23 protein-coding genes and 1 riboswitch are annotated in these 20,740 nt (G+C 68.2%); of the genes, 15 read left to right on the forward strand and 8 right to left on the reverse strand.

Features of this window, described 5'->3' with window-relative positions:
• Positions 1–16 precede the first annotated feature (16 nt).
• Positions 17–142: riboswitch (TPP riboswitch) on the forward strand.
• Positions 137–1,465 (forward strand): purine-cytosine permease family protein, encoded by a 1,329-nt coding sequence (locus ACIA12_RS21765; protein ID WP_396368845.1) that lies wholly within the window; start codon positions 137–139, stop codon positions 1,463–1,465. It overlaps the preceding riboswitch by 6 nt.
• Here the strand turns inward: ACIA12_RS21765 and ACIA12_RS21770 are convergent.
• Positions 1,462–2,172, reverse strand: coding sequence for a flavodoxin family protein (locus tag ACIA12_RS21770; protein ID WP_396368847.1), 711 nt, complete (start codon positions 2,170–2,172; stop codon positions 1,462–1,464). The genes ACIA12_RS21765 and ACIA12_RS21770 overlap by 4 nt on opposite strands.
• Positions 2,173–2,321: 149 nt before the next feature.
• Between ACIA12_RS21770 and ACIA12_RS21775 the strand changes: the two genes are divergently transcribed.
• Positions 2,322–3,002: a class I SAM-dependent methyltransferase gene (locus tag ACIA12_RS21775; RefSeq protein ID WP_396368848.1), complete on the forward strand. Its 681-nt coding sequence runs from the start codon at positions 2,322–2,324 to the stop codon at positions 3,000–3,002.
• 83 nt (positions 3,003–3,085) lie between these two features.
• On the opposite strand, the gene ACIA12_RS21780 is transcribed toward ACIA12_RS21775, so the two are convergent.
• Complete coding sequence (locus ACIA12_RS21780; protein WP_396368850.1) at positions 3,086–3,667, reverse strand: methylated-DNA--[protein]-cysteine S-methyltransferase; 582 nt, start codon at positions 3,665–3,667, stop codon at positions 3,086–3,088.
• Positions 3,660–4,160: an RNA polymerase sigma factor gene (locus tag ACIA12_RS21785; protein ID WP_396368852.1), complete on the reverse strand. Its 501-nt coding sequence runs from the start codon at positions 4,158–4,160 to the stop codon at positions 3,660–3,662. Before ACIA12_RS21785 ends, ACIA12_RS21780 begins: the two co-directional genes overlap by 8 nt.
• A gap of 307 nt (positions 4,161–4,467) precedes the next feature.
• On the opposite strand from ACIA12_RS21785, the gene ACIA12_RS21790 reads away from it, so the two are divergent.
• The 6 genes from ACIA12_RS21790 to ACIA12_RS21815 all read left to right on the forward strand — a co-directional run bounded on the left by ACIA12_RS21790 (position 4,468) and on the right by ACIA12_RS21815 (position 9,404).
• Positions 4,468–5,031, forward strand: coding sequence for a flavin reductase family protein (locus ACIA12_RS21790; RefSeq protein ID WP_396368853.1), 564 nt, complete (start codon positions 4,468–4,470; stop codon positions 5,029–5,031).
• 21 nt (positions 5,032–5,052) lie between these two features.
• Positions 5,053–6,111 (forward strand): ABC transporter substrate-binding protein, encoded by a 1,059-nt coding sequence (locus ACIA12_RS21795; RefSeq protein WP_396368854.1) that lies wholly within the window; start codon positions 5,053–5,055, stop codon positions 6,109–6,111.
• Positions 6,108–6,956 carry an ABC transporter permease gene (locus ACIA12_RS21800; RefSeq protein ID WP_396368855.1) on the forward strand — a complete coding sequence of 283 codons (849 nt, stop codon included), beginning with the start codon at positions 6,108–6,110 and terminating at the stop codon, positions 6,954–6,956. Before ACIA12_RS21795 ends, ACIA12_RS21800 begins: the two co-directional genes overlap by 4 nt.
• Complete coding sequence (locus tag ACIA12_RS21805; RefSeq protein ID WP_396368856.1) at positions 6,932–7,654, forward strand: ABC transporter ATP-binding protein; 723 nt, start codon at positions 6,932–6,934, stop codon at positions 7,652–7,654. The genes ACIA12_RS21800 and ACIA12_RS21805 overlap by 25 nt, the downstream gene beginning before the upstream one ends.
• Positions 7,651–8,988: an LLM class flavin-dependent oxidoreductase gene (locus ACIA12_RS21810; protein WP_396368857.1), complete on the forward strand. Its 1,338-nt coding sequence runs from the start codon at positions 7,651–7,653 to the stop codon at positions 8,986–8,988. Before ACIA12_RS21805 ends, ACIA12_RS21810 begins: the two co-directional genes overlap by 4 nt.
• A gap of 62 nt (positions 8,989–9,050) precedes the next feature.
• The gene (locus tag ACIA12_RS21815; protein ID WP_396368858.1) at positions 9,051–9,404 is read left to right on the forward strand and encodes a 5-carboxymethyl-2-hydroxymuconate Delta-isomerase; all 354 of its coding nucleotides are present in this window, start codon (positions 9,051–9,053) and stop codon (positions 9,402–9,404) included.
• A gap of 12 nt (positions 9,405–9,416) precedes the next feature.
• Here the strand turns inward: ACIA12_RS21815 and ACIA12_RS21820 are convergent, their stop codons facing one another.
• Both ACIA12_RS21820 and ACIA12_RS21825 read right to left on the reverse strand, forming a co-directional pair.
• The gene (locus ACIA12_RS21820) at positions 9,417–10,415 is read right to left on the reverse strand and encodes a zinc-binding alcohol dehydrogenase family protein (protein ID WP_396368859.1); all 999 of its coding nucleotides are present in this window, start codon (positions 10,413–10,415) and stop codon (positions 9,417–9,419) included.
• Positions 10,402–11,034, reverse strand: coding sequence for an NADPH-dependent F420 reductase (locus tag ACIA12_RS21825; RefSeq protein ID WP_396368860.1), 633 nt, complete (start codon positions 11,032–11,034; stop codon positions 10,402–10,404). The genes ACIA12_RS21820 and ACIA12_RS21825 overlap by 14 nt, the downstream gene beginning before the upstream one ends.
• A 94-nt stretch (positions 11,035–11,128) precedes the next feature.
• On the opposite strand from ACIA12_RS21825, the gene ACIA12_RS21830 reads away from it, so the two are divergent.
• From ACIA12_RS21830 to ACIA12_RS21845, 4 genes are all read left to right on the forward strand, one after another.
• The gene (locus tag ACIA12_RS21830) at positions 11,129–11,500 is read left to right on the forward strand and encodes a winged helix-turn-helix transcriptional regulator (protein ID WP_396368861.1); all 372 of its coding nucleotides are present in this window, start codon (positions 11,129–11,131) and stop codon (positions 11,498–11,500) included.
• Between the two features lie 66 nt (positions 11,501–11,566).
• Entirely contained in the window at positions 11,567–12,448 is an 882-nt protein-coding gene (locus tag ACIA12_RS21835; protein WP_396368862.1) for a glycerophosphodiester phosphodiesterase, read from the forward strand.
• Between the two features lie 252 nt (positions 12,449–12,700).
• The gene (locus tag ACIA12_RS21840; protein WP_396368863.1) at positions 12,701–13,117 is read left to right on the forward strand and encodes an ATP-binding protein; all 417 of its coding nucleotides are present in this window, start codon (positions 12,701–12,703) and stop codon (positions 13,115–13,117) included.
• A 45-nt stretch (positions 13,118–13,162) separates the two neighbouring features.
• Complete coding sequence (locus ACIA12_RS21845) at positions 13,163–14,131, forward strand: DUF5926 family protein (RefSeq protein ID WP_396368864.1); 969 nt, start codon at positions 13,163–13,165, stop codon at positions 14,129–14,131.
• Between the two features lie 230 nt (positions 14,132–14,361).
• Here ACIA12_RS21845 and ACIA12_RS21850 read toward each other — a convergent pair whose 3' ends face one another.
• Positions 14,362–15,561: an arginine deiminase gene (locus ACIA12_RS21850; protein WP_396368865.1), complete on the reverse strand. Its 1,200-nt coding sequence runs from the start codon at positions 15,559–15,561 to the stop codon at positions 14,362–14,364.
• Between the two features lie 215 nt (positions 15,562–15,776).
• Between ACIA12_RS21850 and ACIA12_RS21855 the strand changes: the two genes are divergently transcribed.
• The 3 genes from ACIA12_RS21855 to ACIA12_RS21865 are packed head-to-tail and all read left to right on the forward strand — an operon-like array spanning position 15,777 to position 18,483.
• Positions 15,777–16,535, forward strand: coding sequence for a glycosyltransferase family 2 protein (locus ACIA12_RS21855; RefSeq protein ID WP_396368866.1), 759 nt, complete (start codon positions 15,777–15,779; stop codon positions 16,533–16,535).
• Entirely contained in the window at positions 16,532–18,100 is a 1,569-nt protein-coding gene (locus ACIA12_RS21860; RefSeq protein ID WP_396368867.1) for a DUF2029 domain-containing protein, read from the forward strand. Before ACIA12_RS21855 ends, ACIA12_RS21860 begins: the two co-directional genes overlap by 4 nt.
• A gap of 32 nt (positions 18,101–18,132) precedes the next feature.
• Entirely contained in the window at positions 18,133–18,483 is a 351-nt protein-coding gene (locus ACIA12_RS21865; RefSeq protein WP_396368868.1) for a cupin domain-containing protein, read from the forward strand.
• 45 nt (positions 18,484–18,528) lie between these two features.
• Here ACIA12_RS21865 and larC read toward each other — a convergent pair whose 3' ends face one another.
• Together larC and larB are read right to left on the reverse strand one after the other, a co-directional pair.
• A complete protein-coding gene (gene larC / locus ACIA12_RS21870) occupies positions 18,529–19,926 on the reverse strand; it encodes a nickel pincer cofactor biosynthesis protein LarC (protein ID WP_396368869.1) in 1,398 nt (465 codons plus the stop codon).
• The gene (gene larB / locus ACIA12_RS21875) at positions 19,923–20,663 is read right to left on the reverse strand and encodes a nickel pincer cofactor biosynthesis protein LarB (RefSeq protein ID WP_396368870.1); all 741 of its coding nucleotides are present in this window, start codon (positions 20,661–20,663) and stop codon (positions 19,923–19,925) included. Before larB ends, larC begins: the two co-directional genes overlap by 4 nt.
• Positions 20,664–20,740 lie beyond the last annotated feature (77 nt).

Genomic DNA, 20,740 nt, shown 5'->3' on the forward strand with positions numbered 1-20,740 from the left:
TATCGTTGACGCAGTAACAAACCTCCGCGGGAGCTCGCGCCGATCAGCGGGCTGAGAGGGCGACGAGCTGGAAGCAGCCGGGTCGCCGACCGCCTGAACCTGACCGGGTAATGCCGGCGTAGGGAGCAGGTCAGCCATGACCACTACCGCTGCACGCACGTCCACCGCCACCGAGGCGCCGCTGGTCCTGACCACGGACGCGCCGCGGACCTTGGGGTTCCTCGACCAGTTCACCCTCTGGGGCAACTTCGGCATCTCGCTGTTCGGCCCGGTCACCGGCGCGCTCGTCGCGGCGTACACCGGATCGCTGGTGAAGGGCCTGATCGCCGTCGTCGTCGGCTGCGGGATCGGCGCTCTGGTCCTCGGCGGCGCCGCCGTCTTCGGCTCGCACACCGGCGCGCCCGCGATGACCAGCCTGCGCGGGCTGTTCGGCCGCCGCGGCTCGATGGCGCCGACCGTGCTCAACATCGCGCAGAACATCGGCTGGGCGACGATGGAGATCATCGTGATCTCCCAGGCGGCCGTCGCCGTGACGAGTGAGCGCTGGCGCTGGCTGTTCGTCCTGATCGCCGGCTTCATCGCGACAGCGATGGCGGTCCGGCCGCTCGGCAGCGTGAAGCTGCTGCGCAAGTTCATGGTCTGGCTGGTCCTGCTGGCCTCGGTCTACCTGTTCATCCAGGTGCTCAGCAAGCCGGTCCACGATCTCCCGCAGGACGGCGTCTTCGGCTTCTGGCCGGGCGTCGACCTCGCCGCGGCCGGTGTGGTGTCGTTCGCGCCACTCGCCGCCGACTACACCCGGCACTCGCGCACCAACAAGGCTGCCTTCGCCGGTTCCGCCCTCGGCTACGGCCTGGCCGCGATCCTGTACTACGCACTCGGCGTTATCGCGGTCGCCACCCTGCAGACCAACAGCACCGACGTCATCACCGCCCTGGTCACCCTCCCGGCCGGCGCGATCGCGTTGTTCGTACTGCTCGTGGACGAGGTGGACGAGGCGTACGCGAACGTCTACTCGACCACGATGGCCGCGCACAACCTGATCGGGCACATCGACCGGCGCTGGATCTCCGTCGCCATCGGCATCCTCGCCACCGTCCTCGCGCTCTTCGTTGACCTGGGCAACTACACCCAGTTCCTCTACCTGATCGGCTCGGTCTTCATCCCGCTGTTCGCGGTCGCGATCGCCGACTTCTTCGTGGTGAGCAAGATGAACTGGGACGTCTCCGACACCGCGAGGTTCCGCTGGCAGCCCACCCTGGCCTGGGTCTTCGGCTTCGTCGCCTACCAACTCGTCAACCCCGGCACAGTCGACGGCTGGTCCCCCTTCTGGCTGGACCTCCAACAGTCCCTCTTCAACAACCACCCAGTACCAGCCTGGCTCGGCGCGACGTACACGTCGATCGTCGTGTCCATGGTGGCGGCGATCCTCTTCGGCCGCCTGGGCCGCACCCGGCAGAACGCCTAGCGGTACTCGGGGTTTTCGAAGTCGAAGCGGGAGCCGGCGTCCCATTCGGAGCGTTGGTTGCCGTAGGCAGGGATGCCGCCGGCGTCCTTCAGCATCCTTGCCAGGTGCAACAGGTTCCAGGTCATGAAGGTCGTGTTCCGGTTGGTGAAGTCGTTGTCCGGGCCGCCCGATCCCTCGTCCAGGTACGACGGGCCCGGGCCGGCCTCGCCGATCCAGCCGGCGTCGGCCTGGGGTGGAACCGTGTAGCCCAGGTGCTGCAGGCTGTAGAGCACGTTCATCGCGCAGTGCTTGACGCCGTCCTCGTTGCCGGTGATGACGCAGCCGCCGACCCGGCCGTAGTACGCGTACTGCCCAGCGGGGTTGAGGATCGAGGAGTTCGCGTACAGCCGCTCGATCACCTTCTTGGTCACCGAACTGTTGTCGCCGAGCCAGATCGGTCCGGCGATCACCAGGATGTCGGCCGCCATCACCTTCTCCTGCAGGGCGGGCCATTCGTCGGTCGCCCAGCCGTGCTCGGTCATGTCCGGCCAGACACCGGTGGCGATGTCGTGGTCGATCGCCCGGATCACCTCGACCGCCACACCCTGCTTGTCCAGGATGTGCTTGCTCACGTCGATGAGCCCTTCGGTGTTGCTGCGCTCGGGCGACCGTTTCAGCGTGCAGTTGATGAAGAGCGCACGCAGATCGTCGTACCGGGTGGTGGGCATGGTTCTCCTTCGAGGAAGTCGTTGGCTCAGTGTCACGGCACCGGCCGGCGTCGCACGAGAGCCGTGCGATTACCGTTCGCCGACTTCGGAAGGTCTCGATCCGGTTCCCGATACTGACAGTGACCCAGCGTGGCCGGGATACTGGCGCAATGCTGAACTCTGCACTGCGCAGCCGGGCCGAGTACGAAGAACTCGGGGTCGAGGGGCTGGCCAGTCGCACCACGCCGGAAAGTGACGCCGCCATCGTCCAGGCCGTCGAAGAGCTCCTGGAAGGCCGGGAGTCCGTACTGGACCTGTGCTGCGGCTACGGCCGGATCAGCCTGCCGTTGCGGCGGGCGGGCAAGACCGTGCGAGCCCTGGACATCTCTCCGAACCTGGTCGAGGCCGGCCAGGCCAAGGCGCGCGAAGAAGAGCTGTCGATCGACTGGGCGATCGGCTCGATGACGGACCTGCCGTACAAGTCGGACTCCTTCGACGCGGTGCTCTGCCTGTGGACGGCGTTCCACGAGCTGTTTGCCGAGGACGAGCAGATGTCGACCATCTGGGAGATCTCCCGGGTACTACGACCCGGTGGGCTCGCCGTGATCGAGGGGCCGGTCTGGGGCCCGGCGACCGCGTCGGAGATCGCCAACGGACTACGCCAGGGCCCGGAGCACCGGATCGTCACCACCGAGCACTTCGGCACCAGCAGCGTCCACTACATCCACGACGAGGCCAGCTACGGCCGCCTCTGCTCGGCGGCCGGCATCAAGGACTACAAGGTCTACAAACGCGAATGGGGCGGCCGCCGCCGCCTCATCCTCGAAATCCATCAACCGGGCAACGAATAGAAAAAACAGCAGGTCCCCACTCCACATTGGGGACCTGCTGCCTTCCACCCGAGTATAAAGAAAACGAACGACCGCCGGAAAAGTTAACTTTTCGATTCGAGATTCAGCAGGAACCGCTTCGCGTCCAGCCCGCCGGCGTATCCGGTGAGCGCGCCGCTCGCGCCGATCACCCGATGGCAGGGAATCACCACGCACAAGGGATTTGCGCCGAGCGCCGTACCGACCGCCCGGGCCGCCTTCGGCCGGTCGATCTCGCCGGCGACCTGCCCGTACGTCGTCGTCTTGCCGTAGCGGGTGTGGTCGGGAAGATCAGCCAGCACGAGCCGCTGAAATGGCGTGGCCAGAGTCAAATCAACATTTAAATCAAATGCCTTTCGTTGACCGGTCAGGTATTCGTCCAATTGCCGCCGTACCTCGTCCAGCGGGCCGGGCTGGCGCAGTACCCGCGGGGAGATCGCCCGGGCCAGCCGCTCGGTCAGCGTCTCCTCGTCGCCGAAGGAGCTGGCCACCACCCGGTCACCCGCGACCGCGAGCAGCAGGGTGCCGATGGGGGTGTCGTGCAGGGTGTAGGAGACGTCGGCGGTCGGCAGGACCGGCGGGCGGGCGCCTGCGGGGGTGAGGCGGCTGAGCCGGGCCTCGATATCAGGCGCTGTGAGGTCAGTCATGATCCACTCCGAGTTTGGTGCGCAAGGTCGCGAGCGCATCGCTGACGAGTCGGCGGGATGCGGCGGGCGTGGTGTCCAGAGCGGCGGCCACGCCATGGTGGTCCAGGTCGCCGACGTACTTGAGCGTGACGGCGACGCGCTGGCGTTCGGGCAGGTCCTTCACGGCCTGCCAGAGCTCCGGATCGGGGAAGTCGGCGGCCTCCGGGCCGTCGACGGCGATCGGTGGCGCGTCGTCGAGGGGTGTTTGCGGTTTGCGGGCCCGGTGCACGTCGGTCGCGCAGCGGGCGGTGATGGTGAGCAGCCAGCCGCGCAGGTTCTGTGCCGAGGTGAGGTTCGGGTAGGCGGCGAAGGCCTTCTCCCAGGCGCGCTGGGCCACGTCGTCGCCGTCAACCGGCCCGGCCAGCGCCCGGGCGAGCCTGGCGACGTCGCGCCAGTGCTCGTCGACGAGCGCCTGGAAGGGCGGCAGTAAAAGCATCACGTCAGTAGAACGCATACACCCACGAAGGTGTGAGGGGCGTCCGGTGGACAGTCGTATCGAATGACGAGATTGTCTAGTTTTCCAGTGCACTTTGATGAGAAGCTCACTGACATGACAAGTTGTCTGCTCACCCGGCGCCGTGCCATCGACATGATGCGCACAGCCAGCGCGACCTGTCGATAGTCACACCGTTCCACCGCCTGTCCTGTCGGCGGCGTAGACGAGTTCTGGCCTGAGAGTCAGCTGTACCTCCATCCGCCCGGTTGCGGTTGCTCCTGCCTGTCCGCTGCCGGTCGTCCCTGCCCCGTCCCGAGGGAGAGACATGTCCGTCCATGCGATCCACCCTGCCCTGCCCAGCCGCCCCGGCCTCACCGTCGTTCCAGACCCAGAAGACGTGGAGCGCACGGTCGACGCCGACATCTTCCGCTCGGTGTTCCGCCGGCACGCGGCCGGCGTGGTGGTGATCACCGCCGACGCGGGCAACGGCCCGGTCGGCTTCACCGCGACCTCGCTCGTCTCGGTCAGCCTGCTGCCGCCGCTGGTGTCGTTCTCGATCGCCACCACCGCGTCCAGCTGGCCGACCGTCCACCGGGCCGACAGCCTGGTGATCAACTTCCTCGACGCCGGCCAGCACGAGATCGCCGGCCGGTTCGCCACCAGCGGCGTCGACCGGTTTGCCGAACCGACCCGCTGGTCCCGGCTCCGTACCGGGGAACCCGTCCTGGACGAGGCCCCAAGCTACCTGCGCGCTCTCGTCGAACACCGCTTCGCAGTCGCCGATCACCACATCGTCGTGGCCCGGCTCGCCACCCACGCCGAACGCCGCGAACACGAGCCGTTGCTGTACCACGACGGCCGCTACGCGACCACCGACCGGCCCTCCTGAACCCCTGTCTGGATGAAGCTCATGCCTAAGAAATCCCTTGCTGTCCTGGCCGCCGCGGCGCTGGCCGCCGTCACTATGCTCTCCGGCTGCGGCGGCGACGCCCAGGCCGGCGGTACCGGCGCGAAGCTCGCGCTCGACGCCCCGCTGCCCACCGAAGTACCGGACGGCGTCAAGATCGTCGTCGGCGATCCGGCCACTCAGGTGGCGTTCAAGCTGTCGGGTCAGCTCGACAAGGTCTCGAAGTACGTCACGTTCGCCAACCTCAGCGGTGGTCCACAGACCACGGAGGCGTTCCGCGCGCATGCGCTGGACCTCGGCTCGGTCGCGGAGATCCCGTCGATCCACGCCACCTGGACCGGGCTGCACGTCAAGATCGTCGCCTCCAAGTTCCGGCTGGACCCGATCAATCACCCGATCTACCAGCTCGGCGTGGCTCCCGGCGTACAGGTGAAGACGCTGGCCGATCTGCGCGGCAAGAAGATCGCGTACAGCCCCGGCCAGGCGCAGGGCGCGCTCGTGCTCAAGGTGCTGAAGAAGGCCGGGCTGACCAAGGAGGACGTCAAGCTCGTCGAGTTGCCGAGCACCGGGGACATCTACCCGAACGCGCTCGCCGCCAAGCAGGTCGATGTCGCGCCGATCGGCGGCGTCTCGATCAAGCGGTACCTGACGAAGTACGGCAAAGACGGGGCGACCACGATCCAGCACGGCCTGCGCGACGACGCCGGTCACCTCTACGGGCCGACCGAGTCGCTCGAGGACGCCGGCAAGGCGGCCGCGATCAGGGCCTACGTCGCCGCGTGGGGAGTAGCTCAGGACTGGATCGACAAGCACCCCAAGGAGTGGATCGAGGGGTACTACGTGAAGGACCAGGGACTCACCGAGGCGGATGGCCAGTGGCTGGTCGACAACGCCGGGCACCCCGACATCAGCGGTGACTGGAGCGACGCGATCAAGCGCCACCAGGAGACCATCGAACTGCTCGCCAAGGAGACCGGCAAGCCGGTGATCCAGGCCAAGGATCTGTACGACCTGCGCTTCCAGACCGTGGCCTCCGACGCGATCAAGGCGGCGGCCAAATGACGCAACTGGCGATTCCCGGCATCCGGACGTCGTCCGAGCGACCGGCGGTGGCCCAGCCGCTACGTCGTAGGCGACGTCTGGGGCCTGGCAAACAGCTCAAGTTCGGCGCCGCGCTCGGCCCGATCCTCTTACTGGTGATCTGGTCGATCGGATCCGCGACCGGCTTGCTCGATCCGCGCGTGCTGTCGGCGCCATGGACCGTGGTCACCACGACCGGCGACCTGATTGCGGACGGCCGGCTCCAGTCGAACCTGTGGACGTCGGCGCAGCGAGCCTTCGCCGGCCTCGGCATCGGTGTGCTGCTCGGTACGGTCCTGGCGTTGCTCTCGGGTCTGAGTCGGCTGGGTGAGGCGATCCTCGACGGGCCGATCCAGATCAAGCGCGCGATCCCCTCGCTCGCCCTGCTGCCGCTGCTGATCCTCTGGCTCGGCATCGGCGAGTCGATGAAGATCACCACCATCACGCTCGGTGTCTTCGTGCCGATCTACATCCACACCCACAACGGCCTGCGCACGATCGACAGCCGGTACGTCGAACTCGCCGAGACGGTCGGGCTGTCGCGCTGGGAGTTCATCCGCCGGGTGGTGCTGCCCGGCGCCTTGCCCGGATTCCTGCTCGGCCTGCGATTCGCCGTGACGGCCGCCTGGCTGTCGCTGGTGGTCGTCGAGCAGATCAACTCGACCAGCGGCATCGGCTACATGATGGAGCTGGCCCGGACGTACGGACAGACCGACATCATCATCGTCGGCCTGGTCCTGTACGGCGCGCTCGGCCTGCTCTCCGACGGCGCGGTACGACTCGTCCAAAGGAGGACGCTCTCATGGCGACGCACCCTGGCGGACTGACGCTGGATCACGCTGTCGAGGTCAGAGGACTGACCAGGCGGTACGACGATCGCGCGGTCCTCGACGATCTCGACCTGAGCATCAAACCCGGCGAATTCGTTGCCCTGCTGGGAAAGAGCGGCTCAGGCAAGAGCACCTTGCTGCGGGCGCTGGCCGGACTGGACTACGACGTCAAGGGATCCGGCGAACTCGTTGTACCTGGCAACGTCTCCGTCGTCTTCCAAGACTCGCGATTGTTGCCCTGGGCCCGGGTCCTGGACAACGTCGTACTGGGTTTGCGCGGCGCCGACGAGCGGGGACGCGAAAGCCTCGCCGAGGTTGGGTTGGCGGGCCGTGAGCAGGCATGGCCGAACGAACTGTCCGGTGGTGAGCAGCAGCGAGTCGCGCTGGCTCGGTCGCTGGTCCGCGAGCCCGCGTTGCTGCTGGCCGACGAGCCGTTCGGCGCGCTCGATGCGCTGACCCGGTTGAAGATGCATGTTTTGCTGAGGAAACTCTGCGCCGCGCATCAGCCGGCCGTCCTGCTCGTCACCCACGACGTGGACGAGTCGATCGTGCTCGCCGACCGGGTGATCGTGCTCGACGAGGGCCGGATCGTCGCGGAGGAGTCGATCGAGCTCGCCGAGCCGCGCAGTCCGGCGGATCCCGGGTTCGCTGCCGTTCGTACCAGACTTCTCGATGCGTTGGGAGTTTCGCTGTGAGCCGTCATCTGCACCTGAACGCGTTCTTGATGAGCACCGGGCACCACGAGGCGTCGTGGCGACTGCCGGAGAGCAACCCGGTCGCCAACACCGACGTGGCGCACTACCAGAACCTCGCCCGGATCGCGGAGCGCGGCAAGTTCGACTCGGTCTTCTTCGCCGATTCGCCGCAGCTGATCGGCGACATCGGGCGCCGGCCCGCCGGGGCATTGGAGCCGACCGTGCTGTTGACCGCGATCGCGGCGGCCACTTCACGGATCGGGCTGATCGCCACGGCCAGTACGACGTACAACGATCCGTACAACCTGGCGCGGCGGTTCGCGAGCGTCGATCACGTGAGCGGCGGGCGCGCGGGCTGGAATGTGGTGACCACGGCCGGGCCGGACGCGGCGAAGAACTTCAATCTGGCCGACCAGCCCGCGCATGCGGAGCGGTATGACCGGGCGGCCGAGTTCCTGGAGGTCGCGTACAAGCTCTGGGACTCGTGGGAGGACGACGCGACGCTGGCGGACAAGGAATCCGGCGTCTGGGGTGACAATGCCAAGGTCCAGCCGATCGAACACGTCGGCCGCCACTTCCAGGTTCACGGCGCCCTCAACCTGCCGCGGTCCCCGCAAGGCCATCCCCTCATCGTCCAGGCCGGCTCCTCCGAGGACGGCAAGGGCCTGGCCGCCCGCTACGCCGAGGCCGTCTTCACCGCACAGCAGACCCTGGAGGACGCCCAGGCCTTCTACACCGACCTCAAGGCCCGTACCGCGGCACTCGGCCGTGACCCGTCAACCCTGAAGATCCTCCCCGGCATCGTCCCCGTCATCGGCGACACCGAAGCCGAGGCGCTCAGACTGGAACGCGAGCTCGACGACCTGATCAAGCCCGAGTACGCCCGCCAGCAACTGGCCAAGACGTTGCGGGTCAAGCCCGAGGACCTCCCGCTCGACCAGCAACTCCCTGCCGACCTGCCGGACGAAGACGAGATCGAAGGCGCCAAGAGCCGCTACACGTTGATCGTCACCCTGGCCCGGCGGGAGAAACTCACCGTCCGCCAACTCATCGGCCGGCTGGGCGGAGGCCGAGGCCACCGGACCTTCAGTGGTACCCCGGAACAGGTGGCCGACGCCATCCAGGAATGGTTCGACGCCGACGCGGCAGACGGCTTCAACATCATGCCAGCCGTCCTGCCCTCAGGCCTGGAGGCCTTCACCGACCACGTAGTCCCGATCCTCCAGTCCCGCGACCTCTTCCGCACCGACTACACCGGCACGACCCTCCGCGACCACTACGGCCTCGCCCGCCCGGTTGGCCGGACCAAGTCCCTCCAAAAAGCCGTCAGCTGAAAGCCTGCCCACCACGTCTCCTCCAGGACGCGGTGGGCAACCCAGCCCGGATAATGGGTGGCATGCCTCAGATCAGGGTTGAGTACTCGGAGTCGTTGACGGACGCGTTCGATCGGCAGGGATTTGCGCTGGCTCTGCATCCCGCGGCGGCCGAGGTGATCGGCAGTACCGTGCCCGCTTTCAAGACCCGCTTCCGGACGACCGGGGAGACCGTCATCGCCGACGGCGACCCCAGCGCGGCGATGATCCACACCGAGGTGGCGCTCCTGCCTGGGCGTGACGCGGAGACCAAGGACCGCCTGGGCGAGCTGGTTCTCGCGTTGCTGGTCGACCACCTCAAGCCCAGTGCGGACCTGAACATCCAGCTCACCGTGGAGATCCGCGACCTCGCCAACTACCACAAACGAGTGCTGTGACGGCCGGCTCGGTCAGGTGATGCTGACCACCAGTTTGCCCACTGCCTCGCCGGCTTCCATGATGCGGTGGGCCTCGGCGATCTCGTCGAGGGTGAAGACGCGGTCGATCCGGATGGGGAGCTTGCCTGCGGCAACTAGATCGACGTAGCGCTGGAGGGCGGCGGCGGGGAGGTCGCTGGACTCGCCGCTGTAGGCGGTCAGGCGGACTCCGTTGGGGAGGTAGCCGATCGGGTAGAAGTCGGGGATCGTCCAGGCGTCGCTCAGCATGCCGGTGAAGCAGACGGTGCCGTGGACGGCGGTGGCCTTGAGGGTGTCGGGCAGGACGTTGGTACCGACCAGTTCGAGGGCCGCGTTGACGCCGTCGGGAAGGATCTCGCGCACCTGCGCCGCGATGTTGCCGTCGTCGACCAAGGGGTGATCGACGCCGAGCTCTCGCAACATGTCCAAGCGCTTGGGGTTGCGGGTCGTCGAGAAGACCGTCAGACCCTGCTCCTTGGCCAGTACGGCCGCCGCCACGCCGACTGACGACGTACCGCCGCGGACCAGGATCGACTGTCCCGCCTGGATCCCGAGCCCGGTGTGCAGCGAGCCGTGGGCGGTCTGGAGCATCTCCGGCAGGGCGCCGAGCGTCGCCCAGTCGAGGTCGGTCGTCACCGGCACGACCGAGCCGGCCGGTACGACGGTGTACTCGGCGTACCCGCCGTCGAACTCGCGGCCCATCCCGCCCATCATCGCGACCACCTGCTGCCCGACCGCGAACTCGCCACCGGGCGCCAGGTCCACCGTGCCGGTCGCCTCGATCCCCGGGATGACCGGGAACGTCGCGTTCGTCGCCATCCCCGCCCGGAGGTGGTACTCGGACCGGTTCAGCCCGAACGCCTCGACCTTGATCCGCACCCATCCTTGCCGCGGTTCCGGCCGCTCGACGCTGCTGACCTTCAACGACTCCGGCGGTCCAGGCTCGGTCAGGACAACTGCTCGCATCTGCGTCACCCGATCAGTGTGACTCACCCACCCGCACCTCGGGCACGGCCGACCGAGGATCGTGGCCCGCGGTCACCACCCGCATCACGAAGCCTGCCGCCTCCTCGAGCTGCCGGGAAGCACTCAGATCTCCCACCACCACGGCTCTCCCGCCGAGCTCCTCCACCAGCTCACCCACGACCTCCAACGCCCCACTGTCATCCCCGCAAACAGCCACCACCGGACCGTCAGTCGTCCGCCCAGGCCATGACGTGCCGGCGAACAGGTGCAGAGCCTTCACGACATGCGCTCCGGGCGCGAGCGAGGCGACCAGCTCGGCAGCCGAGCCTGTCTCCGGCTTCAACCGCCCGGTCGCGTAGTCCACCGCGTTGGTGCAATCGATCACCGTTTTCCCCGCGAACGCGCCCTCCGTCGCCCCCGCCGTCGACAGCATCGACGGCAGCCCTTCCCACGCCAGCGCGACCACGATCACGTCGGCGACCGCGGCCAAGGCGGCCGGCTCTACCGCGGTACCGGAGAACGCCGCGGCGGCCTTTGCCGAATTGTCCGACGATCGGCCGGCGACAAAGATCTCGTGCCCGGCCGCCGTCCAGACCTTGCCCAGTGCAACGGCCAGGTTCCCGGTCCCCAGAAAGGCAATCTTCATTTGATCAAATCCTCCACTTGTCCAATTTTCTGTAATTCACGCTAGCCACCGTTCTCCGACCGATCGGTAGGGAACTTCTTGCGACAATCGGGAGGTGGACAACGGCGGCTGTGAGACCTTCGTGGCGGACTGCCGCCTGCGCCAGGCGACCGACCTGATCGCCCATACCTGGGACCCGCTCGTCCTGGTGGCGCTCCGCCGCGGTACGACGCGCCGCCGCGACCTGCTCGGCGCCATCGGCGGGGTCAGCGACAAGGTGCTCAGCCAGGCCCTGGCCCGGCTCACCAAGAACGGTCTGATCGTCCGTACCGCCATTCCCGCCGATCAACGCGGCGTCGCCTACGAACTCACGCCTACCGGCCTGTCGCTGGCCACCGGCCCGCTCGCGGCGCTGGCCCGCTGGGCCACCGACAACGGCGACCACCTGGTGCCCACTGAGTGGCCTGGGCCGGAATCCGGCAAGTAACCGTTTTCCGACCGGTCGGCGAGCCTGCGTGAGTTGTTCACGACAAGGCGTGCCAGAGTTGTCGGTATGGCGAAACGCCCCAGCGTGGTGGCCCATCGCGGCGCCAGCGAAGTCAGTCCCGAGCACACGCTGGCGGCGTACCGCCGGGCCGTCGAGGCCGGAGCGGACGGGCTGGAGTGTGACATCCGGCTGACCGCGGACGGGCACCTGGTCTGCGTCCACGACCGGCGGATCGACCGGACGTCCAGCGGGCGCGGAGTGCTGTCCACGATGAGCCTGGAGGAGCTGGACGGCCTCGACTGGGGCTCGTGGAAGAACCCCTGGGCCGAGCTCGACGACGAGGCCGAGCTGCCCGACCCCGACCTCACCAAGGTGCTCACCCTCGAGCGCCTGCTGGAGACCGTACGAGACGCCGGCCGGCCGGTGGAGCTGGCGATCGAGACCAAACACCCCACCCGGTACGCCGGGCTGGTGGAGCGCCGCCTGATCGAGATGCTCGACCGCTTCGGCTGGGCCCATCCCAAGATCGGCACCGAGTCGCCGGTACGCGTGATGAGCTTCTCCTGGCTCTCGCTACGCCGGATGCGCGTCCTGGCGCCGGGCCTGCGCACGGTACTGCTGATGGACCGCGTCCCACTGCGGTTCCGCGACGGCTCCTTGCCCACCGGAGTCTCGTACGCGGGTCCGAGCCTGGAGATCGTCACAGCCCACCCGGAGTACGTCGATCGCGCCCACAAGCACGGTCACCAGGTGCACGTCTGGACCGTCAACACCGAGCAGGACGTCCGGCACTGCCAGGACATCGGAGTCGACGCCCTGATCAGCGACCGCCCGGAACTGGCCATCCAGACGCTGGCGACCCCTTGGCGGACCTCGCCGGCCCTCCCGGCCCAGCCCTCCCGCCGCAAGCTCCACCTGCCGCTCCGCCGGGCGCACCGACCGGATTGACCACTCCGGTCGGCGCTCATTCGAGCGGGCCCGGTCGCGGAGCGTTTGTGGAGTGCGTCTCACTTTGTCCTTCTGTGTGACGGGCCGAATGCGAGCTGTTATTCGGACGTTCAATTCCGTCCGAATTGTCTCGGTTTATCTACGGAACAGGTGAACTTCAGCGCCGCTGTGTAACGGAATACACAAGGGTGTTTTCGGAGCCCCGATCGGGGGCAGAAGTGGGAGTGTTGTTCCGACCTGAGGAGACCCTGCTTGTCCTCTGCGACCTTGCCCGCCGACGTGAGTGTTGTGGACGTCGTACTGCCGCACGAAGTCTCTGCGGTAGCAGATGCCCGCCGCCGTCTGGCCGGCTATCTGAAGCGGCACCGGGTGACAGAGCACGCTTGCGACGACGCGCAGCTGGTCCTCTCGGAGCTGCTCTCCAACGCGATCCGGTACGCGCCGCCGCTGCCGGGTGGTGAGGTGCGGGCCGCCTGGTGGATCGACAAGGCCGGAATCCACCTCGAGGTCGTCGACGGCTGCGGCGAGACCGAGCCCCGGCGGATCGCCGACGCCCACCCCGACGCGGTCGGTGGCCGGGGCCTGGCGATCGTGGACGTGCTGACGTCGGAATGGGGTGTCCGGACCGCCCACGCCCGCCGGACCGTGTACGCGCTCGTACCGCGCTGACCGCGGGTTGGTGGCCGGTAGCCCGGTACTGCAAGACTGCGGGGTATGGGAAAGAAGTCGCGCAACCGCGCCAACAACACCACGACCGTCACGCTGGATCCGGCCGACCTGGTCGACGTCGGCCCGCGCGAACCCTGCCCGTGCGGCTCCGGCAAGCGGTTCAAGCAGTGCCACGGCCGTGAGCGGGCGCAGGCGGCCGACAGCTTCGTGGTCCGCCCGTTCGAGGGCCTGCCGTCCGAGTGCGACCTGATCGCCTTCCGCGAGATCGTCCCGGCCGGTACCGCGGAGGTCACGCTGACCGGCGAGCACAAGGGCAAGACCGTCAACCTGGTCACCCTGCTGCCGATGGCGATGCCCGGGCTGGTCCGCGACGACGAGACGATCTGGATCGGCCTGCAGACGCACGCGTCGTCCGGTGACCCGAGTCGCGACGTCGCCCACGCGATCACCGCTGCGCTGGCGACCGAGCCGGGCAACCCGATCCAGCTGGGCGACCTGCTCAAGGACGGTCCGCGACTGCAGGACCTGATCGACACCTCCAAGCCGATCACCGTCAAGGTGCACGAGGGCTTCGACTACTGGGTCGGCGAGAACGTCGACGACCCGACCGGTGAGGTCGCGGCGGGGCTCGAGCGGGCCAACGCTGCCGCTGCTCCGACGGTACGGCTGGAATCGGTCGAAGCGGCGTACTGGACGCAGATCGGCGACCGCCGGTACCTGCGCTGGGTGCTGCCGCACGCGGAGGACACGCTGCTCGACGCGCTCGCCCGGCTGCACGCGGCCGGCTCGTCCGCGCTGACCGAGGGAAGCCGCCTGATCGGTTCGTTCCGCGCGCTCGGCGTACTCGCGCCGGTGTGGGAGCTGCCGGCCGACGCCGAGGCTGCCGATCTGGAGAAGCCGGCTGCCGAGTTCGCCGTCGCGCTCGACAAGGCGCTCGCCACCGAGGCCGCGCTGAGCACCGAAGAGCGGGCCGCCCGGGCCGGTCTGGCCAGCCGCCAGTTGACGATCCGTTAGGACAGAACAAAGGGCCCCGCACTCGATCGAGTGCGGGGCCCTTTCACGTGGACGGCCCAAGTCCTGCTGACGGGGGAGCAACAGGGCCTGGGCCTAGGCATGAAGAGTACTCACAACCGGCCCTGTCGACAACCCCCGATTTCACTCCGCGTGTCGCCTCCCGTACTTGCGTTGTCAGGTACCTCTTCGGATGCGGCATCGCTGCCACATCCGGAGCTGTTCCGGCGGTGTCAGGCCACAGTCACCGGGTCCCGTAGTACCGGGCAGGACATGCAGCGGGGGCCGCCTCGACCCGACCCGAGCTCGGAGCCCGCGATGCGGATGACCTCGACGCCGGACTCCTCCAGCCGCTGGTTCGTCTCGACTGTGCGCTCGTAGGCGATGCAGACGCGCGGTGCCAGGGCGAGGGTGTTGTTGCCGTCGTCCCATTGCTCGCGCTCGGCGGTGACCGGGTCCAGGCCGGTGTCGATCCGGCGCAGGGTGTCGATGCCGAGCGCCTTGGCCGCGGCGACCAGGAACGGCTCGGACTCCGCGACGTGCAGCTCCTCGCCCTCGGCGGTGACGGCGAGGGCACGCATCTCCTCGGCCATGTTCGGATACATCAGCACGGCGTCGACGTCGACCATCGTGCAGACGGTGTCGAGGTGCATCGTCGCTCGCTGCTGGGCGATCGGTACTGCGAGCACGGTGTGCGCCAGGCCCTTCGCGAACACCCGCCGAGCGAGCCGCTCGACCCCGGCCGGCGTGGTCCGCTCGCCGACGCCTACGGCCAGTACTCCGGGCCCGAGGGCGAGCACGTCACCGCCCTCGACGTGCTCGAGGCTGTGGTCGTACACCTTCTCCGCTCCGGCGAAGCGTGGGTGGTACGTGTAGATCAGCTCGGTCAGCTGCGACTCGCGCACGCGGGCCGGCATCGCCAGCGACGTGACGGCGACGTTGTCACGGATCCAGACGCTCGAGTCGCGGGTGAACAGCAGGTTCGGCAGCGGGTCGATCAGGAAGTCCTCGTGGGCGAGCAGTGACGTGACGAGCCCACCAGCCCGTACTTCGTCGTTGCGAACGCCGGCCATCAGCGCCTCGGCCAGCTGCTCCGGGTCGAGCGCCGTGAGGCTGTCCTGGAGGTATTTGCGCAAGGTGTCGCCGAGTCTCAGATCCTCGGTTGCACCGCTGACCGCCACGGTGCGGGCGGTCGGGTCGCTGAGCGACTCGGCGAGCAGCTTGTGGAGGTAGAGCACCTCGACACCGCGGTCGCGGAGTACCTGCGCGAACGCGTCGTGCTCGTCCTGCGCGCGGCCCACCCAGGGGAGGCCGTCGAAGAGCAGCTTGTCGTTGTTGCGTGGTGTCAGCCGGCGGAGCTCGTTGCCCGGCCGGTGCAGCATCACGGTTCGCAGCGGCCCGACCTCGCTGTCGACGCCATACGCCTGGGTCATCTGCCTGCCCTCTCGTCCGGATCCCGTCTCCACCAAGCTACGGCAGCTCCGCGTTGAGCGTGCATGCCGTCGTGATTCTGTCTGATTGTCCGACAATTTCTGCGGATTTCCAACTTGGCGAGGAGGGGGCCGGGGATCGGTCGAAAGGACGAGATATCCACAGGGCGCGGGGACGAGGGCGGGGATCGGCCGCGGAACAACTAGGCTGCGGTGCTGTGTCCGGTACTGATCTGCCTCCCGTCGAGCCCACGCTGGGATCCGTCGCGTGCGTGATCCCGGCCAAGGACGAGGTCGAGCGGATCGCGGCCACCGTCGACGCGGTGCGCAAGATCGCCGGCGTCGACCTGGTCGTGGTCGTCGACGACGGCTCCACCGACGGCACCGCCGAGGCCGCTGAGCGAGCCGGCGCCACGGTCGTACGGCACCCCCGAAACCGCGGAAAAGCCGCCGCCATGGAAACCGGCGCAGCCGCCGTGGCAAAGCAAGACGGTCCACAACCACGACACCTCCTGTTCCTCGACGCGGATCTGGCCGACTCCGCGACCGGCGCCGAGCCGTTGATCGAGCCGGTGCTGGCCGGCCGCGCCGACATGACGATCGGCACCCTGCCGGCCCAGCTCCGCCCTGACGGCAGCAAGCCTGGCGGCCACGGCTTCGTAGTACGCCTGGCGCGCGCCGGCATCGCGCAGGCCACCGGCTGGTCCCCTGAGCAGCCCCTGTCCGGCCAGCGCTGCCTGACCAGGGTCGCCTTCGAAGCAGCCCTCCCGCTGGCCCCAGGCTTCGGCGTGGAAGCAGCCCTGAGCATCGACCTCGGCCGCAAGGGCTTCCGCATCCTCGAGATCCCCATCGACGTCCGCCACCGCCCCAGCGGCAAAGACCTCCACGGCCAACTCCACCGAGCCCGCCAGTACCTACACCTCCGCCGAGCCCTCTCCGCCCGCAACGCCATACCCTCCCGCGGACCCAGCAAATGAGTACTGAAAAGGCTGAGGAGGTAGTTGCCGCCTCTCCGACCGCCGACCGTGACGGCAAGCGTGCGGTTGGTTTGTATCTGGCGTCGACGGTTCTGATTGTTGCGGCCGGGTTGCTCGGGCCTTCGGTTGTGGTGTTGACGTTGACGAACCGGCACGCCTGGCTGCCGTCGTACTGGTTCAACGCGAAGCCGAACGACTGGCTCGTGACGATGATGATCTACGTCGCGATCCTGCTCGGCGGGTACGGCGTTTTCCTGGCAGCAAGGGCGATCAAGAACGGCTGGGCCCCGCGCGTCAGCCGATTGGTTGCCCTAGGCATCGGTACGACGGCCGCCGTCACGCTGGTACCTCCGATGGCTTCCGGCGACGTCCTGATCTACGCGGCGTACGGCCGGATCATGTCGCTCGGCGGCAATCCGTACACGACCGCACCGGCCGACACCATCCGCCTCGGCTACGACCCGGTCATCGCCGCGACCGAGCGCCCGTGGCAGGGCGCGAAGAGCGTCTACGGACCGATCGCGACCTGGGTCCAGTGGTTCTCGTCCTGGGTCGGCGGCGACTCGATGCAGCTCACCGTCTGGATGCTGCAGCTGTCCGTCGCGGTCAGCCTGATCGTCTCCGGCCTGCTGCTGATGAAGCTCGTCGGCCCCAGCCTGCCCGCCAAGCGCCGCGTCGCCATGCTCGCCCTCGGCAACCCGCTGCTGCTCTGGACCGTGCTGGCCGGCGCGCACAACGACGCGATCGCGGTGATGTTCGCGGTGATCGCGCTGGTGCTCTTCCGGCGGCACATCCTCTTGGCCGGCATCATGCTCGGCATCGCGGGCTGCACCAAGCTGTCGATCGGCCTGGTCGGCGTCGCCATGCTCTGGTCGCTGCGGGCGGACCGCCGCAAGGCGATCATGTTCTGCATCGGCGGCGCGATCTCGATGGCCGGCCTGTACGCCGTCGTCGGCCTCGAAGCGCTACAGCAAGCCCGTTCGAACAGCTCGTTCATCTCCACCGGTACTCCGCACAAGGTGCTGCTCAGCTTCTTCACCCTGTTCCTGCCGAACGGCCTGGTCCGCACGGTGCTCGCGATCGCCGCCTGGGTCGGCCTGATCGTGCTGGCGATCCTGCTCTCCCAGGTCTTCCCGAAGTCGCTCGTCCCGCGCACGCATCCGGACGACCACACCCCGGAGGCGATCCGCTACACCGCCATCTACGGGATCGCCTGGATCGTCACGGCGATGTACTCCCTGCCCTGGTACGACGTGATCGCGTGGGTCGCGCTGGCCGCGGTGGCCGCGTCGAAGGTGGACAAGTGGATGGTCATCCGGACCACCATGATCGCGATCGCATACGTCCCCGGCCGCGACCCGAACGCACGCCAGGTGGCGCCGTTCCTGTCCGACTCGCTCGAGTGGTTCAGCACCCGCCTCCGCGACACCGTCTGCCCCGCGATCGAGCTCGCCGTCCTGATCGGCCTGATCGTCTGGGCGCGACGCGGCGGCGCCCAGTGGTGGCCGTACGACTGGCCGAAGCGCAAAGCAAAACCAGCGCAACAGAAGGTCTCCGCGCCCTAGGGCATGGCCGTCCGGGGCACTAGTCTCAGCCGGTGCAGAAGATTTCAGGGGCGGGCGAGTTCCAGCATGCGCTGCCGAGCCACTACGTGGATCAACTGACAACGAAGTCGTTGTCGGTGGGGACATACTCGATCCCCGTCGGTGGCGTCGACGACCAGCACCCGCACCGCGAGGACGAGATCTACGTCGTCACCACCGGCCGCGCCACCCTGGTCACCCCGTCCCGAACCGAACTGATCGGCCCAGGCGACGTCCTCTTCATCCCCGCCGAAGAACCCCACCGCTTCGTAGACATCACCGAAGACCTAGCCCTCCTGGTCTTCTTCGCCCCGCCCTACACCGGCCGCCACCCCCACCTGACCCACCCAGCCGACGCCCCCTAGCCGCCACTCGGCAGCATCTGGCTCGGCGCCAACAACCTTCGGGCGTTAGCTCCAGAGTTCGTGGCCGGCGGCGATGGCTTTGGCGAGGACGGACTTGATCGGCTTTTTCAGTACCGCGGCGGCCGCGGCGACGTCGTCGTACTCGGGTTGCACGTTGACCACCTGACCGCCGTACCGGGCGATCTTGACGTGGATGCGCTGGCCCTCGACCTCGACGCTGGCGAACTCGCGGTCGGCCGCATGCTTGCGGATCGTCGACTCGCGCAGCCCGATCGCCGACGTCTCGGACAGGATCACCGAGCGGACCTCCTCGGCATTCGCGCCGCCGACCAGGACCGACAGCGTGTGCGCCGGCCGGCCCTTCTTCATCAGGATCGGAGTCAGCCAGGCGTCCGCCGCGCCGGCCTCCATCAGCCGGGCGAGCACCTGCGGCCAGATCCGCGGGTCGAGGTCGTCGACGTTGGTCTCGTAGACGAGTTCGCTGGCCGGCCGATCGAGCGCGTCGCCGACGATCACCCGGACGATGTTCGGTACCTCGACCGGGTCCCGCCCGCCCGCGCCGATGCCGGTCTGCTGGATCCGCATCGCCGGCAACAGCCCGAACTCGTCCGCCAGCGAGGCGAGCAGCGCCGCCCCGGTCGGCGTAGTCATCTCGTACGGCGCCGTGCCCCCGACCACAGGCGCTTCCGCCTCACTCAACAACGCCAGCACCGCAGGCCCAGGCACCGGAATCCCCCCATGCTGCCCCCGAACCTGCCGCCCACCCCCCAGCGCGATGGTCGAAACAACTATCCGATCCAACTCCAACGCAACCGAAGCCGCGGCAACCCCGACGATGTCCGCAATCGCATCCAACGCCCCCACCTCATGAAAGTGCACCTCATCAGGCTCCACCCCATGAGCCGCCCCCTCAGCCCGAGCCAACCGAGCGAACGTGTCGAGAGCCCGATCCCGCACCGCCTCAGCCAATCCAGCAGCTTCAATCAACCGCCGAACCTCAGCCCAAGTCCGCGTATGCCCGCCACCCCCTCCCGCGTGCCCATGCCCGTGCTCGCCGTCATCAGCGTGGCCATGCCCGTGCCCGGGCTCGTGCTCGCCGTCATCAGCGTGGCGATGCCCGTGCCCGGCCTCGTGCTCGCTGTGCTCGGTCCCGGCCGCCGCCCGCTCGGGCGTGCTCCGGCCCTCCGCCTGATCCGAAGCGCCGGCGTTAGCCGGCGCCAGGTCCGGGAAGTTCTCAGGGTGGAGTTCGCCGGAGACTCGGACCGAGGCTTTGGTGGCGGCGATCTGGTGCCGGGTGGTCCGTTCGACTGTGATGGAGAGGGAAGGGTCTACAGCGGCGACCGCCGCGTTGACTACCTCGAGGTCGGCTCCGGCGGACAAGAAGGCGCCTAGGAGCATGTCGCCAGAGGCGCCGGCCGCGCAGTCGATCCAGGCGATTCTCACTGCGACTTCACCTCAGCGGGCGCAGCGCGCCGCGCGACCCGGGCCGCGAAGACGCCGGCCCCGAAGCCGTTGTCGATGTTCACCACGGTCACGCCAGGCGCACACGAGTTGAGCATCCCGAGCAACGCCGCGACTCCACCGAACGAAGCCCCATACCCAACAGATGTCGGTACTGCGACCAGCGGCACCCCCACCAGCCCGCCGACAACACTCGGCAGAGCGCCTTCCATCCCGGCGACCACGATAAGGCAGTCGGCCGCGTCCAGCCGCTCACGAGCGCTCATGATCCGGTGCAGACCGGCCACGCCGACATCCGTGATCAGGTCCACGTTGGCCCCGAACACCCCCACAGTCGTGGCAGCCTCGGCCGCCACCGGCGCATCCGAAGTACCGGCTGCTACGACCGCCACCGTCCCGCGCAGTACGGGCGCAGCGCCCAGTACCGCAGTACGGCCCACTGGGTCGACTACTGCCTCCGGCAGGGCGGAGGTGACCGCGTCCTGCGCCTCGACGGTCAGGCGGGTCGCCAGGACGGCGTGGCCCGGGTGCGTCGCGTGCAGGGTACGCAGGAGCTCTACAACCTGCTCAGGTGTCTTCCCGGCGCCGTAGACCACCTCGGCGTCACCCGTACGATCCAGGCGGTCAGTGTCGAGGCGTGCATAGCCGAGGTCGTGTACTCCGGGCAGCGGGCCGCCGCCGGTGCTGTTGCTGTGGCTGGGGTCAGGCAAATGAGTCACCCTGCGAATCTACGTGCCCGACCGCGATTCGCCCGATTCGGACCCCGCAGAGCAACGCAGCGCAGCCGCTCGGCCAC

Origin of the sequence: Kribbella sp. NPDC051620 (assembly GCF_044453825.1) — a bacterium.
Taxonomy (GTDB): domain Bacteria; phylum Actinomycetota; class Actinomycetes; order Propionibacteriales; family Kribbellaceae; genus Kribbella.